Origin of the sequence: Neisseria sicca (genome assembly GCF_017753665.1) — a bacterium.
Lineage (GTDB): Bacteria > Pseudomonadota > Gammaproteobacteria > Burkholderiales > Neisseriaceae > Neisseria > Neisseria flava.
In genome coordinates this window covers 1,416,373-1,432,260 of record NZ_CP072524.1, presented here as the reverse complement: position 1 = coordinate 1,432,260, position 15,888 = coordinate 1,416,373, and the positions used below count along the sequence as shown (strand labels likewise).

At 52.3% G+C, this 15,888-nt stretch carries 13 protein-coding genes; 3 read left to right on the top strand and 10 right to left on the bottom strand.

Going from position 1 to position 15,888, the window contains the following annotated elements:
- Positions 1 to 108: 108 nt before the first annotated feature.
- The 8 genes from J7445_RS06750 to trpA all read right to left on the bottom strand — a co-directional run bounded on the left by J7445_RS06750 (position 109) and on the right by trpA (position 10,682).
- The gene (locus J7445_RS06750; RefSeq protein ID WP_209282813.1) at positions 109 to 603 is read right to left on the bottom strand and encodes a nitrous oxide reductase accessory protein NosL; all 495 of its coding nucleotides are present in this window, start codon (positions 601 to 603) and stop codon (positions 109 to 111) included.
- Positions 600 to 1,430: an ABC transporter permease gene (locus J7445_RS06745; RefSeq protein ID WP_209282812.1), complete on the bottom strand. Its 831-nt coding sequence runs from the start codon at positions 1,428 to 1,430 to the stop codon at positions 600 to 602. Before J7445_RS06745 ends, J7445_RS06750 begins: the two co-directional genes overlap by 4 nt.
- Complete coding sequence (locus J7445_RS06740; RefSeq protein WP_009311593.1) at positions 1,427 to 2,323, bottom strand: ABC transporter ATP-binding protein; 897 nt, start codon at positions 2,321 to 2,323, stop codon at positions 1,427 to 1,429. The genes J7445_RS06745 and J7445_RS06740 overlap by 4 nt, the downstream gene beginning before the upstream one ends.
- Positions 2,324 to 2,600: 277 nt before the next feature.
- Positions 2,601 to 3,956 carry a nitrous oxide reductase family maturation protein NosD gene (locus J7445_RS06735; RefSeq protein ID WP_019271727.1) on the bottom strand — a complete coding sequence of 452 codons (1,356 nt, stop codon included), beginning with the start codon at positions 3,954 to 3,956 and terminating at the stop codon, positions 2,601 to 2,603.
- 208 nt (positions 3,957 to 4,164) lie between these two features.
- Positions 4,165 to 6,135: a TAT-dependent nitrous-oxide reductase gene (gene nosZ, locus J7445_RS06730; RefSeq protein ID WP_209282811.1), complete on the bottom strand. Its 1,971-nt coding sequence runs from the start codon at positions 6,133 to 6,135 to the stop codon at positions 4,165 to 4,167.
- Positions 6,136 to 6,288: 153 nt separating this feature from the next.
- Positions 6,289 to 8,565 carry a NosR/NirI family protein gene (locus J7445_RS06725; RefSeq protein WP_244969544.1) on the bottom strand — a complete coding sequence of 759 codons (2,277 nt, stop codon included), beginning with the start codon at positions 8,563 to 8,565 and terminating at the stop codon, positions 6,289 to 6,291.
- 396 nt (positions 8,566 to 8,961) lie between these two features.
- Positions 8,962 to 9,837, bottom strand: a complete 876-nt coding sequence (accD, locus tag J7445_RS06720) for an acetyl-CoA carboxylase, carboxyltransferase subunit beta (protein ID WP_019271726.1) — start codon at positions 9,835 to 9,837, stop codon at positions 8,962 to 8,964.
- A 59-nt stretch (positions 9,838 to 9,896) separates the two neighbouring features.
- Positions 9,897 to 10,682, bottom strand: coding sequence for a tryptophan synthase subunit alpha (gene trpA / locus J7445_RS06715; protein ID WP_101810479.1), 786 nt, complete (start codon positions 10,680 to 10,682; stop codon positions 9,897 to 9,899).
- Between the two features lie 343 nt (positions 10,683 to 11,025).
- Here trpA and J7445_RS06710 point away from each other — a divergent pair, with 343 nt between their 5' ends.
- The 3 genes from J7445_RS06710 to rpoH all read left to right on the top strand — a co-directional run bounded on the left by J7445_RS06710 (position 11,026) and on the right by rpoH (position 14,652).
- A complete protein-coding gene (locus J7445_RS06710) occupies positions 11,026 to 11,892 on the top strand; it encodes a DUF808 domain-containing protein (protein WP_209282809.1) in 867 nt (288 codons plus the stop codon).
- A gap of 81 nt (positions 11,893 to 11,973) precedes the next feature.
- The gene (lnt, locus tag J7445_RS06705) at positions 11,974 to 13,515 is read left to right on the top strand and encodes an apolipoprotein N-acyltransferase (protein WP_209282808.1); all 1,542 of its coding nucleotides are present in this window, start codon (positions 11,974 to 11,976) and stop codon (positions 13,513 to 13,515) included.
- 273 nt (positions 13,516 to 13,788) lie between these two features.
- Entirely contained in the window at positions 13,789 to 14,652 is an 864-nt protein-coding gene (gene rpoH, locus J7445_RS06700) for an RNA polymerase sigma factor RpoH (protein ID WP_209282807.1), read from the top strand.
- Between the two features lie 112 nt (positions 14,653 to 14,764).
- On the opposite strand, the gene J7445_RS06695 is transcribed toward rpoH, so the two are convergent.
- Positions 14,765 to 15,211: a GatB/YqeY domain-containing protein gene (locus tag J7445_RS06695; RefSeq protein ID WP_019271722.1), complete on the bottom strand. Its 447-nt coding sequence runs from the start codon at positions 15,209 to 15,211 to the stop codon at positions 14,765 to 14,767.
- A 169-nt stretch (positions 15,212 to 15,380) separates the two neighbouring features.
- The gene (rpsU, locus tag J7445_RS06690) at positions 15,381 to 15,593 is read right to left on the bottom strand and encodes a 30S ribosomal protein S21 (protein ID WP_002214819.1); all 213 of its coding nucleotides are present in this window, start codon (positions 15,591 to 15,593) and stop codon (positions 15,381 to 15,383) included.
- Positions 15,594 to 15,888 lie beyond the last annotated feature (295 nt).

Below are 15,888 nucleotides of genomic sequence, written 5' to 3'. Positions count from 1 at the left end.
TCTGACACATTGTTTTATTGAATACGCTTTTTTGTATTCCATATACGAAAGGGTCGTCTGAAAACCTGATGGATAAGGTTTTCAGACGACCTTTTTGATGGGAAGGGATTATTTGAAGATGTAGGAATCGGGCATTTCGTCGAAGCTGACGACGCGGCCGCCTTTTTCTTTGGCAAATTTCTCTGCTTGGGCTTTGTCGGCAAAGGGGAGGGCGTCTTCCGCACCCATGCCGCCGATGAAGCCGCTTTCGATGACGTAATAGGCTTTTTTGCCGTCTATCCATGCGGTGTCGGCATTGGGTTTGCTCCAGTCTTTGACTTTGCCCATGTCGGTAACGTAGATGATATGGATGCCTTTAGGCTCCTCGGGCAGCTTGGTGTAGCCGAACATCTGTTTGATGGTCGAGAACCAGACGGGGTGGTCGGGTTTGCCGTTGAGATAGATTTGGGCTTTAGGGCCGTTGTGTTCGGTCAGGTTCATGCTGCAATAGTGCCCCACGGCGCGGTCGCTGATTTGCTGAGGCTCAGGCGGCGGGGTATCATCCTCTTTAGGACAGGCACTCAGGAGCAGGGCGGCGAGGAGCGCAGGTAAAATCTTTTTCATATTTGTCGCTTTCCAAAAATTCTTGCTGCCAAGATAAGGGGAATGATAACCCATAATATCTGCGCGGTCAGCAATACGGGCATGGTCAGGCTGATTTGTTTGCTTAAGCCTGCCATGCCGGCGTACATGGCGGTGTTTTCGTAACCGGTCAGGTTGAGCAGTCGGTAGATGTCGGTGGGGTTGAAAAGAAGGACGGTTTCGACGACGGGTGCGGTGATTGTTTGCTGGGTATCGGCGACGAGGATGCCCAAAAGCGCCATGTCGAAGATGACGACGAAAAACAGCCAAACGCCGATGGCGATACCGGCGGCGGTGCCGCGTTCTTTCACTTTTGCGCTGATGAGGTAGCCCATGGACAGGAATGCCGCGCCCAAGATGACGCTGGCGGCAATCAGCAGGGCAAAGGGTTTCCACGCGGCGATGTCGAAGCTGCCGTTGGCGAGTTGGAGCGTGATGCCCGCGATTCCGTAGCCTGCGGTGGTGGCAAGGGCGAGGATGATGAGGTGTCCGATGAATTTTCCGGCAAGGATTTGGTTGCGGGAAACGGGGTAGCTCAACAGCAGCGCCATGGTGCCGCGTTCGATTTCGCCGATGAGGGAATCGTAGGAGAGGAGCATGGCGATGAGCGGAATCAGGAAGATGGATAGGCTGGAGAGGCTGACGACGGTTACGGTCAGCGGATCGACTTTAACCGAGCCTGTGGGCGAGCTGCCGAGGAAGCCCAATGAGAGGGCGAGGGCGGCAAGCAGGACGGAGGCGGCGAGTACCCAGCGGTTGCGCAGGCTGTCGCGGACTTCTTTTCCGGTGATAATCCAAACGGGGTTCATACGTCCTCCCTTTTTAAGAATTGTGCGTACATGTCGTCGAGTGTGGGTGTGTGGATGTCGAGGTAGGCGAGGTCGGACAGGTTGCCCAGTTCGCTGAGTAATGCCATGCGTTCTTCAGCCTGACATTGCGCCTGATAGCTGAGGTCGTCTGAAAGCGGCTGCCAGCGTCCGCTTAACGGACGCGGAGCTTTGAGGCGGATGTTGACGGTGAGGGGGAGTCCGCTTTGGACGTGCAGCTCGTCCATGCTGCCGTCGGCGACTTTGACGCCGTTTTTCATGACGACGATGCGGTCGGCGTGGCCGTCGAGTTCGGCGAGGGCGTGGGTGCTGAGAAGGACGGTGGCGCCGCGTCCGTTGAGTTCGCGCACGACTTCGTAAAACATTTGGCGCGAGGCGGGGTCGAGGCCTGTGGTGGGTTCGTCAAACAGCAATACTTTGGGTTCTCCGAGCAAGGCTTGGGCGAGGGCGAGGCGTTGGCGCATACCTTTGGAGTAGGTGCCGACGCGGCGGCGGGCGGCTTGGGAAATGCCGACGCGTTCGAGGAGTTCGTGGTTTTTGGTGAGCGGCTGTTTTTTGAGTTTGGCGTAGAAATTGAGGGTTTCGATGCCGCTAAGGGAAGGGTGCAGGGCGACGGTTTCGGGCAGATAGCCGATTTGGCTGCGCAACTGCGCGCCCGCTTTACTTCCGGTGCGCTCGCCCAGCAGCATGACTTCGCCTTCGGTGGGGGTAATCAGCCCGAGTATCAATTTGATGAGCGTGGACTTGCCTGCGCCGTTGTGTCCGGCAAGACCGACACTTTCGCCCGCCTTCAAGACTAAATCGACTTGGTTGACGGCTTTTTGTGCGCCGAAGCGTTTGGTTACGTTTCTCAATTCGACATGGTGTGCGCTCATGAGTGCTTCCTTGTGTGGATTGGGTTTCAGACGACGTTGGGGGTCGTCTGAAAAGGGCGTTCTTTGTATGGGGTCGTCTGAAAAAGGGAGAAGGGTTTCAGACGACGTTTGTTATGGGTTGGCGTTTTGACTGTTGCCTGCATCGCGGGTTGCACCGTTTTCTCGGCGGATTCCCATGGATACGGAAATGATGGGGCAAAGCTTTGCTGCGGTTTGTCGATCAGGTCGTCTGAAAAGTTTTCAGACGACCTTGCAGGAGGTATTCACGGCGTTCCGCTCAGTTTAATGCGCCGTTTTCGGCATCGCCCCATTTGGATTGATTGGTTTTGGCTTCTTGCAACAGTTGTTCTTTCATCGCTTCGTATTTGGTGGTGGTTTTGTTGCTGCCCGCTTTCATCAGCGGTTTGCTGTCGATCACGCCGCCGGGAAGGATGGCGGGGAACTGCGATTGCGCCCATTTGACGATGCTGATGGCGGGGCTGTTCATCAGGAGGCGGGCAACAGGGGCGCGCCAGACGATTTGGTCGATGATGCCGTTGGGACGGTATGCGCTGTCGCCGAAGCCGTCGCCGTCAAGGTCGAACGCGCTGTTGTCGCTCCAGTAGTTGCCGCGTCCGCCTTCGCCCCAGTCAAGAAAACGTGTGCTGACGTATTTGACTTGGCTTTCGTTATTGATGAAGGCGTTGTCGGAAAGGGTCGTGCCTTCGATGGCGGCGGTGAAGTGGATGCCGATTTCGCAGTTTTCAAAATGGTTGGAGACGATTTTGTTGAAGTTGGCGTTGTAGGCGAAAACGCATTTGCCGGCTTTGTTGATGATGTTGTCGTGGATGTCGGAATAGTTGACGTAGTTGAGCATGATGCCTTGGTCGCGGCTGCCGACGGCGATATTACCGTACACGTTGAGGCGGTCGGAAAACATCAAAACGTAGCCCATGTTATTACCGACGGAAATGTTGTCGCTGACTTCGCTGTCGTTGGTGTACATGTAGTGGACAGCGAAACGCAGGTCGCTGAAGCGGTTGTTTTTGTAGGTGTTGTTTTTGCTGGTGTTGGAGAAAATGCCGTCGCGGCCTTTGGAAATGTCGTTGCCGATAACTTGCGCGCCGGGGGCGTTCCAGACAGTGACGGCGTTGCCGCGTTCGTTGACGCGCAAAGTGGAGTCGCCGACGATTTTATTCTCGCGCACCATAGACTCCGCCGAGCCGTGGATATACACGCCGACCGAGTTGTCGAGGATGTTGTTGTGTTCGATCAGGGCGCGGGGTGCGGTTTCTTCGAGGTAGATGCCGGCGTCCATGGCAGGCAGGCTCATGCCGGAACGGGTGACGGTAAGATTGCGCAGGGTAACGTCGGGGGCAGTGACGGCTATGGTGCGTCCGGTGCGGTCGCCTTCGATTTTGGCGGAGCGGTCGGCAGGACCTTCAAGAGTGATGGGTTTGTCGATAAGCAGCTTGGTTTTGTAAGTGCCGGAGGCGAGTTTGAGCGTATCGCCTGCTTGCGCGCGCGCAATAACTTCGGGCAGGTTGTCGTTCGGGGAAACGTCGATGGTGGCTGCAAAGGTCGTCTGAATCATGCTGCCGAACATAAACGTCAGGACAGCGCGTCGCCATGTTTTGAATTGGGGTATGTGCATGGAGTTCCTCTGATTCGTGCGGTGTGCGTCGGCATGGTGATGCCTGCCTGTAAGGGCTGTGTTTTTGTTTTATAGCGGAACAGTCTGTTGCGTCAAACGGTTCTGCTATAAAAGGTCGTCTGAAAACGAGGGCAGCGGGTTTCGCTAAGACCTGAAAGTTTTTTCAGACGACCTTTTCGTTAAGTCAATGATACACCGTCAAACCCGATTATCGGGGTTTAACGATCATTTGACCGGACATTTCCATATGCAGGGCGTGGCAGAACCATTGGCAGTAGTACCAGTGTACGCCCGGACGGACGGCTTTGAAGGTTACCGACTGGGTAGCCTGCGGGCCGATTTCCATCGCGATGCCGTAGCCTTCCAAAGTGAAGCCGTGGGTCAAGTCTTCGATGGTTTCGACGTTGGTAACATATACGGTTACTTCGTCGCCTTGGTTGACTTCGAATTGCGGAACGCTGTACGCAGGTGCGATGGCAGTCATGTATACGCGGACTTTGTTGCCCTCGCGGATGACTTTGGCGGCTTTTTCCAGCTCGACACCGTCTTTTTTCGCTTGTTCCACAGCGTCTTGCCAGAACCATGGGTCTTTGCGGTCCCAGGTTTTTTTCGGGTTGACTTTGGAAGCGGCAACTAGACACAGGTCATGCGGTTCGGCAAAGGTCGGGTTGTCGTGTACCAGGCGCATTTCGTCGCCGGAAATGTCGATCAACTGGTCGCATTCCGGTTTCAGCGGGCCGGCGTTGAGGAAGCGGTCTTTGGAGAATTTGTTCAAAGATACCAGCCATTTACCGTCGGCTTCCTTGGTTTCGCCCATGGTCGTATGGTTGTGGCCGGGTTGGTAGTGGACGTCGAGTTTCTGTTTGATCGGATCCACTTTTTCGCCTTTGTAGGCTTTGATGGCGTCGTCGATGTTCCATTTGACCATTTGGCTGTCGATAAACAGCGTGGTGTAGGCGTTGCCGCGACCGTCAAACGCGGTGTGTAAAGGACCGAGACCCAGTTGGGGTTCGGCAACGACTACGTCGCGTTCTTTGATTTTGCCTGCGAACAAATCGTCCAGTTTGCTGACATCCAATACGGTAACGGTCGGAGACAGTTTACCATTGAGCATGATGTATTTGCCGTCAGGAGACGCGTTACAGCCGTGCGGAGAGTTTGGCACGGGGATGTAGCGGGTATATTTGGAGTTCGCTTCTGCACGGCCGTCCAGCATTTTTACGCCGTTGACTTCTTTGAAGTCGCCGTTTTTGATGCCTTCTTCGATGGCGGCAATATTGAAAACCACGCACCAGTCTTGTTCGTTGGAAGACGCACCTGCAACGGTCAGGGCGCGTTCGGAGTTGTAGCAGGTGGAGAAGGAGTATTTGCCTTGGTAGTCGGCATCGCCGTTGTCCAAGTTGCCGTCCACCAATACTTGCCATGCGATGTCCATGGTTTCGCCGTCGATGGCGGTGTAAACGGCATTCCAAGTTTTAGGATCGTTCCAAGTACCCACGCCGCTTACCGGTACGATGTGTTCGCCGTTGGCAAAGACATAGCCGGTTTTCGGATAACGTTGCGGACGCAGGCCGTGTACGCCGGAAACATTAGGGATTTCGGTGATTTTGTCGGTTTTCATGAAATCCAGACGGATTCGGCAGACACGATTATTAGCCTTGTCGTTGGCATAGGCGTAGCGGCCGTCGTAAGTTTGGTCGGTAAACGACAAGTGCGGATGGTGCAAGTCGCCGTTAGGATAGCAGCGCAAGCCGCTGTCTTTCAGGAACTGGTTGGTTTCCGGCGTATTTTTTTCATTCAAAATACGCAGGCTCTCGTTGGTACGGCCCCAACCGGTCGCGCTGTCCATGTTAAACACAGGGATACGCATCAGTTCGCGCATGGAGGGCACACCGATCAAGCGCATTTCGCCCGATTGGCCGCCGGAGAGGAAGCCGTAGTATTGGTCGAGTTCGCCCGGACCGACTTCGGAAGTCTGTTTACCCGGTTCGGCAGAGGCATGAGACTCGGTTTTGGCGGCAGGTGCAGCACCTGAAGCGGCGGCTTTATCGCCACCCTCTTTGGAACAGCCTGCCAATCCCAACAGACCGGCGCCCGCAATACCTGCGCCGGAAGCGGCGGCAGTACCTAAGAATGAACGACGGCTTAAACCGTTTTGTTCTAATTTTTCGTCTGACATACAACACTCCTTGGATAAAATTCGGCAGCCGGCGTTTTCAGACGACCTGCCGATCAAAAAAACGAATTTATGTTTATAAGTATGGTTACGGGTGGCGCGGCATTTTTTCAGGGTTCTTTAGGGGTTTAGATTATTTGCCGGCCGTGGGGCGGTTTATTTTTTCACAAACTGCACAATCTGCTCGGTAGGCTGTTGTTTTGCAGATGCGGTTTCGGGTTCGGCTTTCGCCGCCGCCTGTTTTTGTTTTTTCTTGTTGGTTGCCACAACTTGCGGACAACGTGTGTCATGGTGATACATGACTTGGCAGTGCAGGCACTGGATACATTCGTTCGGATGGATGTCGCCTTCCGGTGCAATCGCTTGAACGGGGCATTCGTGCGTACAGATTTGGCAAGGGTTGCCACACATTTTGTAGCGGCGCAGCCAGTCGAATACGCGGAAGCGGCCGGGTAGGGCGATGCCTGCGCCCAACGGGCACAGATAGCGGCAGAAGAAGCGTTCGATGAACAAGCCGGCAACCAAGAGGGCAACGGCAAACGCGACAAACCACCATTCGCGGACGAATTTCAAAATAATCGCTGTTTTAAAAGGTTCTACTTCGGCAAATTTTTCAGCAGTGCCCAAATCATACAGCGAAATCGCCAATAGGCCGAAGAAAATCACATATTTAATCGCGGTCAGGCGTGTGTGCAGCAGGTGCGGCACGGTAATCTGTTTCACGCCCAATTTTTTGGCAATACGGTTGGTCAACTCTTGCAGTGAACCGAAGGGGCAGAGCCAGCCGCAGAATGTACCGCGGTTCCACAGCAGCATGGTTGCGGCGGTAAACAGCCACAGGATGAACACAATCGGATCCATCAGGAAGAAGTCCCAACGGAATTCGGTCAGGATAGCGGAGAACAGCGTCAGCGTATTGACGACCGACAGTTGCGCCTGAGCGTACCAGCCGATATACAACAGGGTAAATGTCAGGAATACCAAGCGGAAACGGTCGTACCATTTTTCGTAGCGAACAATCCAGTCTTGGAACAGGAATACCAAAAGCAGGATGGTCAATGCGATACTGACTACGATGATTTGACCCTGTTTTGCTTTCCAAACTTGTTTCCACAGTTGGTTGGATGCGCCGTCGTCGGCACTGGCTTGGTCGGCAATACCGTTGCCGGCATCTGCAGCACCTGCAGCTGCGGCAGGTTCTACCGGTGCGCTGATTTCAACGGGCGGTGCTTTCGGGTCATCGACATAGTAACCTTTAGGCAGTTCGTAATCCAAGTCGGCAGTGACGAATGCTTTGTCGTTTACGCTCAATACACGCTGAACCATCAACTGTAAACGCCAAGGTTCGGCAGCGTCGAATTCCACATTGGCAGGAATGGTAAACCATGATACTTCTTTAAAGTGGGGTGCACCTTCGGCAGCCAGGCTGACCAAGCGTTCGTGTTCTGCGTCGGTAAAGCGGAAGCTGTTTTCGCCCTGAATCATCTCGATACGGTCGAAAATACCGCCGCGGACATAACCCGAACCTTTCCAAGAATAGCGGCCTTCACCGGCGACCAAGACAGCTTGTTGACCCGGTTGCAGACGGCTTTGCAGGTTTTTCCATCCTTGTTCGCCCAGCAGGCTTTTACCGATGGAGGGTTGGCTGACTACGGCAGTATACAAATCGATAAAGGTATCGTCGCCTGCGCCTTGTTCGGCGTGGTCGGCAACACCGGCTTTGCCGCCTTTTTCAAACAGCTTGTTGATTTCATCCACTGAAATATGCAGATGACCGATGGCTTTTTGTTCCAAAAGGGCATTCCAAGATTGGATGTCCTGTTTGTCCGGATTGACAGCGCGGCGAGGGCGGGTTTGAGTTGCAGGTTCGGTAGCCTGTTGCGTATCCACAGGACTGGCAGAGGTCGTCTGAACGGCTTTGTCGGTACCCAAACCATATTTGCCGGCAACCACTTTGAACGAACGCTGGATGCTGTCGTTAATCACCATCAGCGTAACGGTCGCGCCGCTAATGATGTCCCCGGGAGCAACGCCCGGAGTAGGCGGATTCTTAATGAAATTCAAACCGATATATTTATCGATGAATTTATCCACGCGCGATTGCGGGATACCGATAAGCATAATCGGCTCGTGGTGGTCGACTAGCTTCGCACCGGCGACCGTTCCATCGTTGGCCAAAGCCACCATCGTATCAATCGGTTTGCTCGAATAACCGCGCGTGTTGACCACGTCCGTTGTGATATACACCAAGCCCAACTGCTCGTCGCCCTTATAAACGCGGGCAACCATAGGTTTGCCTTCCGGCTTGCCATAGCGGTCTGCACCTGGAAAAATTTCCGCAGGCTGGATTTTTGACAGGAATTCCGGCAAACGCTCGGCATAGGCGGGCAGTGTCGAAAACAGTAGGACAAATACGGCAAACATCGACAGCATCGTATTCAAGATGCCGGATGTGCGTTTCGTTTTAAGGCAGGACATGACTATCCCCGATTATTCGATACTCTAAACATTAATATTATATGAATCTACAAAACGCGATAGTTTGACTTATATCAAATTTACAAATCTTAAAACCTGGTTTTGGTGGTAAGTAATACTTTGTGAGTATATCGATATGGGTCTGATTTAATTGCAAATAGAAATAGAAAACAAAGTTATTATATGTTTTTTGCTTATTTTGGAAATAATGGAATTTTGAATTGCCGTATGTGTTTAAGGCGTATTTATTTAATGTGTGTATTTCATAGAAGCCGTCCAAATCGTAAAGGTCGTCTGAAAACCGAAAAATCAGTTTTCAGACGACCTTTGTTTGGCTCAAACTTCCTCGATTTAAGCGGCGTTGACTTTGTCTTCGCGGCGCAGCAGGGTAATCAGGTCGCTGATGCGCTGTTTCATATTGCGGCGGTCGACGATTTGGTCGATAGCGCCTTTTTCCAGCAGGAATTCTGCGCGTTGGAAGCCTTCGGGTAAGGTTTCGCGGACGGTTTGTTCGATAACGCGCGGACCGGCAAAACCGATAAGGGCATTGGGTTCGGCAAGTACAACGTCGCCGAGGAAGGCGAAGCTGGCGGATACGCCGCCCATGGTCGGGTCGGTCAGGACGGAGATGAACGGCAGGTGTTTTTCAGTCAGGAGATGCAATGCCGCGCTGGTTTTGGTCATCTGCATCAATGAGTTGACACCTTCCTGCATACGCGCACCACCCGATGCGGCAACGCAGATGAAAGAGCAGTTGTCGGCTACGGCACGGCGCACGCCTTGGACGAAGCGTTCGCCGACAACGGACCCCATAGAGCCGCCGATAAAGCGGAATTCAAATGCGGCAATCACGACCGGCAAGCCGTTCATAAAGCCTTTCATCACGACCATCGCGTCATCTTCGCCGGTGGATTTACGCGCGGCGGTCAGGCGTTCGGGGTATTTTTTGCTGTCTTTAAATTTCAGCGGGTCGGTCGGTTTGATGTTGGCGGCGATTTCTTCGCGGCCCTCTTCGTCCAGAAGCAAATTGAGGCGTTCGCGTGCGGAAAGTGGGTTGTGGTGGTTACATTTTGGGCAAACTCGGTCGTTTTGCTGAAGCTCGGTCGAGTAGATGGTTGCCGAACAGGACGGGCATTTGTGCCACAGACCTTCGGGAACGTTGGACGAGCCTTCGTCTTTGCTGCGGTTTTTGATTTTGGGCGGTAGGATTTTGTCTAACCAACTCATGGATGACTCCTTGGAATTCGGGATTCAGACGACCTTTGCGTGTGTTTTCGGAAAAGGCCTTAACGGATTGCGTCTTTTAATTCTTTCGCCAACGCGCCGACGGCTTCTGCTTCGCGGCCTGCGTTATTTTCAATTTCTTTGACGATGCGGCTGCCGACGATGACAGCATCGGCAACAGCACCGATTTTGCGCGCGCTTTCGGCATTGCTGATGCCGAAGCCAACGCCGATCGGGATGTCGATATACTTGCGCAAAAGCTCTATTTTACGCGAAACTTCCTCGGTATCCAAACTTGCCGCGCCGGTAACGCCTTTGAGCGAAACGTAATAGACAAAGCCGCCTGCAACTCGGGCGATGGTTTGAATGCGCTCTTCGGTCGTGGTCGGGGCAATCAGGAAGATACAATCGATGCCGCGCGCTTTGAGTTCGTCGTGCAGCGGGGTGATGGTTTCAACAGGAGAATCGACAGTCAGCACGCCGTCCACGCCGGCTTCGGCCGCCGCTTGGGCAAATGCTTGATAACCTATTTTGTGAATCGGGTTCAGATAACCCATCAAGACGACGGGTGTGTTGCCGTTTGTTTCGCGGAAGCGGCGTACGATATTCAATACGTCGTTGAGGGAAACTTTGTTTGCCAACGCACGCTCGGCAGCGCGCTGGATGGTCGGACCGTCCGCCATCGGGTCGGAAAAAGGAACGCCCAATTCGAGGATGTCGGCGCCGTTTTCAACCAAACTGTGCATCAGCGCAAGAGTGGTGTCGAGATTGGGATCGCCTACGGTGATATAGGGAATCAGGGCTTTTGCGCCGTCAAGCGCGGCAAAGGTTTGCTGGATTCTGCTCATCTTGATTTCTCGTTTCCGTAACGGCTGCTTCAAGCCGGTTTTCATCGAAATAAGTTGGCAAGTATAGCATTGACTGTCTGTTTCGGGCGAAACTGCATGACATTTCTGATTATTTTCTATATGGAAAGGTCGTCTGAAAAAGGCAGAGCGGTTGTTTTACTGTTATGGAAGCCGTGATGATTTGAATTGTTGCCCATATCGGGCAGTTGCCTTCCAAAATGCTTCAACCTTCTCGCCAAATTCCGTTAATTTCCATTAAAGGTCGTCTGAAAGCCTTCGGTGTCATACTTTCTCGGTTATAATAGCCGGCTTCTTCAATCTGACCCTTTTTCGGAAATATATCATGGCCTTTGCCTCGCTTTTCACCCTTTTGGACGATATTACCGCTGTCTTGGACGATGTTGCCCTGATGACCAAAATGGCCGCCAAGAAAACGGCGGGCGTGGTCGGCGATGATTTGGCGCTTAATGCAAATCAGGTTACGGGCGTGTCGGCGGAACGCGAGCTGCCGATTATTTGGGCGGTAGCGAAAGGTTCTTTGGTGAACAAGCTGATTTTGGTGCCGCTGGCTTTGTTGCTATCCGCCTTTTTGCCGAAGCTCATTACGCCTTTATTAATGATAGGCGGGATTTATTTGTGTTTCGAGGGTGTGGAGAAGCTGTTGCATAAGTTTTTGCACCGCCACGAAGCGCACGACGACGAGGAAGCCGCCGCCGAAACGTTGGACGAAAAAACCAAGATTAAAGGCGCGATTCGTACGGATTTCATCCTGTCTGCCGAAATCATTATTATTGCTTTGGGCGTGGTCGAAAAATACGACCTGATGACCCGTTCGCTGGTGATGGCGGCAATCGGCATCGGTATGACCGCTTTTGTATACGGTTTGGTCGGCATTATCGTCAAACTCGACGACTTCGGTATGCTGCTGATGCGTCAAAAAAGTACGGGCATCCAAACGGTCGGACAGGGTCTGATTGCCTTTATGCCTTGGTTTATGCGCGGTTTGAGCGTGGTGGGTACGCTTGCCATGTTCCTTGTCGGCGGCGGTCTGATTGCGCACAACTTGGGCTTTTTGCATGATTTCTTACACGCGCAACATTGGGACAGCGGCTTGATGGAGCATATCGCCAACCTTGCCGTCGGGCTGATTGCCGGTGCCGTCGCCTGCGCCGTTGCACTGCCTTTGATGAAGCTGTTTCAAAAACACTAAACAACCGATACATCGTCTGAAAATGGTTTAACTTTGTTGAATCTGTATTTTCAGACGACCTCTTATTTTCTTTTCTCTGCAATGAACATTTTCCGCAAACTCGAACAATATTGGCAGCATCCCGTGCTGTACTGGCCACTGGTGATCCTGATTGCCGCCGCCACGCCGTTGACTTTCGCGCCTTATTACCATTTTTGGTTGATGCCCTTGCTGTTTGGCGCATTGATCCGACTGATTGAACTGCGTCCGCGCTTTGCTGTTTCCACCGCCTATCTGTTTGGGCTGATTGCTTATACGACGCAGTTTTACTGGGTACATACCGCGCTGCACGATGTCTCCGGTTTGCCTAATTTATACGCAATTCCGCTGACTTTCCTGCTGCCTGCGTTTCTTGCACTGTATCCTGCCGCCTGTTTTTGGCTGTGGAAGAAATTTCATCTGCCGCGCTGGGTTAAGGTTGGCATCGTGTTGCCGATTTTGTGGACGCTGGCGGAATTTGCCCGCGAACGATTATTGACCGGCTTCGGCTGGGGTGCGATCGGCTATTCGCAAATCGTCAAAGAAAGCCCGCTTGCCGGTTTTGCACCTTTGGGCGGTATTCATCTGGTTACGCTTGCGACGGCATTTGTCAGCGCATGGCTGGTGTTGCTGATTGACAATACGGGTCGTCTGAAACAGCGCCTGCTGCCAATGTGTATGATTGTCATGCTTTGCACTGTCGGCTTTATCGCCCAACAAACCGACTTTACCAAACCCGACGGCAGCACCAGTACTGTCGCGCTCGTGCAGGGCAATATCGAGCAGAGCCTGAAATGGGAAGAAGAACAAGTCGTCCCTACCATTCAGAAATACTACGGTCAAATCAGCAAAACATCCGCCGACATCGTTATCCTGCCCGAAACCGCATTGCCCGTGATGCGTCAGGATTTGCCGGAAAACATCCTGACCCAGTTTGCCGAACAGGCGCGCACGAACGGCAGCGCGTTGGCTGTCGGTATCGGTCAATACACTGCCGACGGCAGCGGCTATGAAAATGCCGTAATCAATTTGAGCGACTACGATGATGTTTCAGACGATCTCCCGTATTACGCCAAGAATCATTTGGTTCCCTTTGGTGAATACAAACCGCTGCCTTTTTTGACCGAACCGCTGTATAAGCTGATGAATATGCCGCTTGCCGACTTCCGTCGCGGCGGAGCGGGGCAGGCTCCCTTAACCATGAAAGGTCAAAAAGTCGCCTTCAATATCTGCTATGAAGACGGCTTTGGCGACGAACTCATCGCCACCGCCAAAAACGCCACACTGCTTGCCAACGTCAGCAATATGGCGTGGTACGGCGATTCTAACGCGATGTATCAACAGCTCCAGCAATCCCAAGCCCGCGCGATGGAGCTTGGACGCTATATGGTCCGTGCCACCAATACCGGCGCAACCGCCATTATTTCTCCCAAAGGCAGCATCATCGCCGAGAGCGAACCCAATACCGATGCCGTCTTGGAAGGGCATGTCAAAGGCTATGTCGGCGAAACCCCTTATATGAAGGCAGGCGGTTCGCTGTGGCTGATCGGGGTATTGTCAATTATTGCCATCGCACTGTTTTTAATCAGGAAAAAAGCAGATTGAGTTTGAAAAAGCGGTCTTTTTATAAGGCCGTTTTTCTTGAACTTTAATATTCACATACAAGAATGTTTGTAATATACTGAACTTATTCCCAGTAAACCAGTCAAATTTTCAAAATCAATCGAATTTTATAAAAGATAAAAATTCACCTATCAAACAGTCTTTTACAGAAAAAGGCATTTGACAACATACGATAGGGTAACAGGCAGTGATATACTGCACGGCAAACAACAAGTAAACAACAGTCTCTGCATCATATAAAGGAAAGCACTTCTTATGAACAACGCCTTTGCATTACCCGTCATTCACAGCGGCAACGGCAGCCTTGAGCAATACATTCACACTGTTAACAGCATTCCCATGCTGACGCCCGAAGAAGAAAGCCAACTCGCGGAGCGTCAACAAAAAGGCGACCTTAACGCCGCCAAACAACTCATTCTTTCCCATTTGCGCGTCGTCGTATCCATCGCACGAGGCTACGACGGCTATGGTCTGAACCAAGCCGACCTTATTCAAGAAGGCAACATCGGACTGATGAAAGCGGTCAAACGCTACGAGCCGAGTCGTGGCGCGCGCCTGTTTTCATTCGCCGTACACTGGATTAAGGCCGAAATCCACGAATTTATCCTACGCAACTGGCGACTGGTACGCGTAGCGACCACCAAGCCGCAACGCAAACTGTTCTTCAATCTGCGCAGCATGCGTAAAAACCTGAATGCCTTGTCTCCGAAAGAAGCGCAAGACATCGCCGACGATTTGGGCGTCAAATTGTCTGAAGTCATGGAAATGGAACAACGCATGACCGGACACGACATTGCCATCATGGCGGACAACAACGATGACGAAGACAGCTTCGCCCCCATCGACTGGCTTGCCGACCACGATGCCGAACCCAGCCGCCAACTGTCCAAGCAAGCCCACTACGCCCTGCAAACCGAAGGTCTGCAAAACGCATTGGCGCAACTGGACGACCGCAGCCGCCGCATCGTAGAAAGCCGCTGGCTGCAAGACGATGGCGGATTGACCCTGCACGAATTGGCAGCCGAATACGGCGTATCTGCCGAGCGCATCCGCCAAATAGAAGCCAAAGCCATGCAAAAACTGCGCGGTTTCCTCGCAGAAGAAGCTGAAGCGATTTAAAAAACAAAACAGTTCAGTAGAAGGAAAAAGGTCGTCTGAAACCCGAAATATCGGTTTCAGACGACCTTTTTGTTTTTCTTGAATCCACCCAAGGTGGTCAGACTTCATTCAATTATGAAGTCAGCGCAGCTTTGAGGATTTTGTTGACTTCGCCCATATCGGCTTTGCCTGCCAACTGGGTTTTCAATACGCCCATGGCTTTACCCATGTCGGCCATACCGGAAGCCCCGGTCATGGCGATTACGGTTTCCACAGCAGTGCGGATTTCTTCGGCAGACATCATTTGCGGCAGGTAGCGGTGCAGGATTTCGATTTCGGCATTTTCTTTGTCCGCCAAGTCCTGACGGCCTGCTTCGGTGTAGATGTTGGCGCTGTCTTTGCGCTGTTTGACCATTTTGGTGATGATGGCGATCACTTTGCCGTCATCGGCTTCGGTGCGCTCGTCCACTTCGAATTGCTTGATGGCGGCATTGATGAGGCGGATGGTGCTTAACGTAGTTTGATCTTTGGCACGCATCGCGGTTTTCATGTCTTCGGTTAATTGTGCTTTCAGGCTCATGGGATGACTTTCAGGAAAAGATGGAAGATGGTATTGCACATACTGCCTTAGTGGATTCTCTATTTTTCAGACGACCCCTTGTCTTGGAAGTCGTCTGAAAAACAAAACACACCGCAGGAAAAGCCTTGCGGTGTGTTTCGGCATCACAGGGCAGACCTGCAATTGATGTTTAGTACATTTTAGGAGGCAGTTGTTGGCTGCGCAGGCGTTTTTGCAGGCGTTTTACGGCTGCGGCTTTTTTGCGTTTGCGCTCGGTAGTTGGTTTTTCGTAAGCTTCACGGGCGCGCAGCTCGGTCAACAGACCGGTTTTTTCTACGGCACGTTTGAAACGGCGCATGGCTACTTCGAAAGGTTCGTTCTCTTTAACGCGGATTGCAGGCATTTTATTTCCTTTAAATTGAATTCTGGTTTCAAACCGCCGAAAGGGATAAAAGTAAAAAGGGCGGTTTGTAAAAAAGTGGTTGTTTGTATCTCGGGTGTCTTGCGACCGGCGGGATACGCGCCGTGATGTAAACATCACCTCCTAACAAGTCGGCTTGGCGCCGGGTATGCCGTCGATGCGGCTGCAAATTAATTGCGGGATTATCTTTGATTAGGTAGTTTCTGTCAAGCTGGTGGATTGTCTGAAAAACAGTATCGGGGTTTCGGAAACCTTTTTTAAACATCCGACACCAGTC

Excerpts from the sequence above, each read along its gene's own strand:
- J7445_RS06750 (WP_209282813.1), bottom strand. The coding sequence starts at position 603 with ATGAAAAAGATTTTACCTGCGCTCCTCGCCGCCCTGCTCCTGAGTGCC.
- J7445_RS06745 (WP_209282812.1), bottom strand. The coding sequence starts at position 1,430 with ATGAACCCCGTTTGGATTATCACCGGAAAAGAAGTCCGCGACAGCCTG.
- J7445_RS06740 (WP_009311593.1), bottom strand. The coding sequence starts at position 2,323 with ATGAGCGCACACCATGTCGAATTGAGAAACGTAACCAAACGCTTCGGC.
- J7445_RS06735 (WP_019271727.1), bottom strand. The coding sequence starts at position 3,956 with ATGCACATACCCCAATTCAAAACATGGCGACGCGCTGTCCTGACGTTT.
- nosZ (WP_209282811.1), bottom strand. The coding sequence starts at position 6,135 with ATGTCAGACGAAAAATTAGAACAAAACGGTTTAAGCCGTCGTTCATTC.
- J7445_RS06725 (WP_244969544.1), bottom strand. The coding sequence starts at position 8,565 with ATGCTGTCGATGTTTGCCGTATTTGTCCTACTGTTTTCGACACTGCCC.
- accD (WP_019271726.1), bottom strand. The coding sequence starts at position 9,837 with ATGAGTTGGTTAGACAAAATCCTACCGCCCAAAATCAAAAACCGCAGC.
- trpA (WP_101810479.1), bottom strand. The coding sequence starts at position 10,682 with ATGAGCAGAATCCAGCAAACCTTTGCCGCGCTTGACGGCGCAAAAGCC.
- J7445_RS06710 (WP_209282809.1), top strand. The coding sequence starts at position 11,026 with ATGGCCTTTGCCTCGCTTTTCACCCTTTTGGACGATATTACCGCTGTC.
- lnt (WP_209282808.1), top strand. The coding sequence starts at position 11,974 with ATGAACATTTTCCGCAAACTCGAACAATATTGGCAGCATCCCGTGCTG.
- rpoH (WP_209282807.1), top strand. The coding sequence starts at position 13,789 with ATGAACAACGCCTTTGCATTACCCGTCATTCACAGCGGCAACGGCAGC.
- J7445_RS06695 (WP_019271722.1), bottom strand. The coding sequence starts at position 15,211 with ATGAGCCTGAAAGCACAATTAACCGAAGACATGAAAACCGCGATGCGT.
- rpsU (WP_002214819.1), bottom strand. The coding sequence starts at position 15,593 with ATGCCTGCAATCCGCGTTAAAGAGAACGAACCTTTCGAAGTAGCCATG.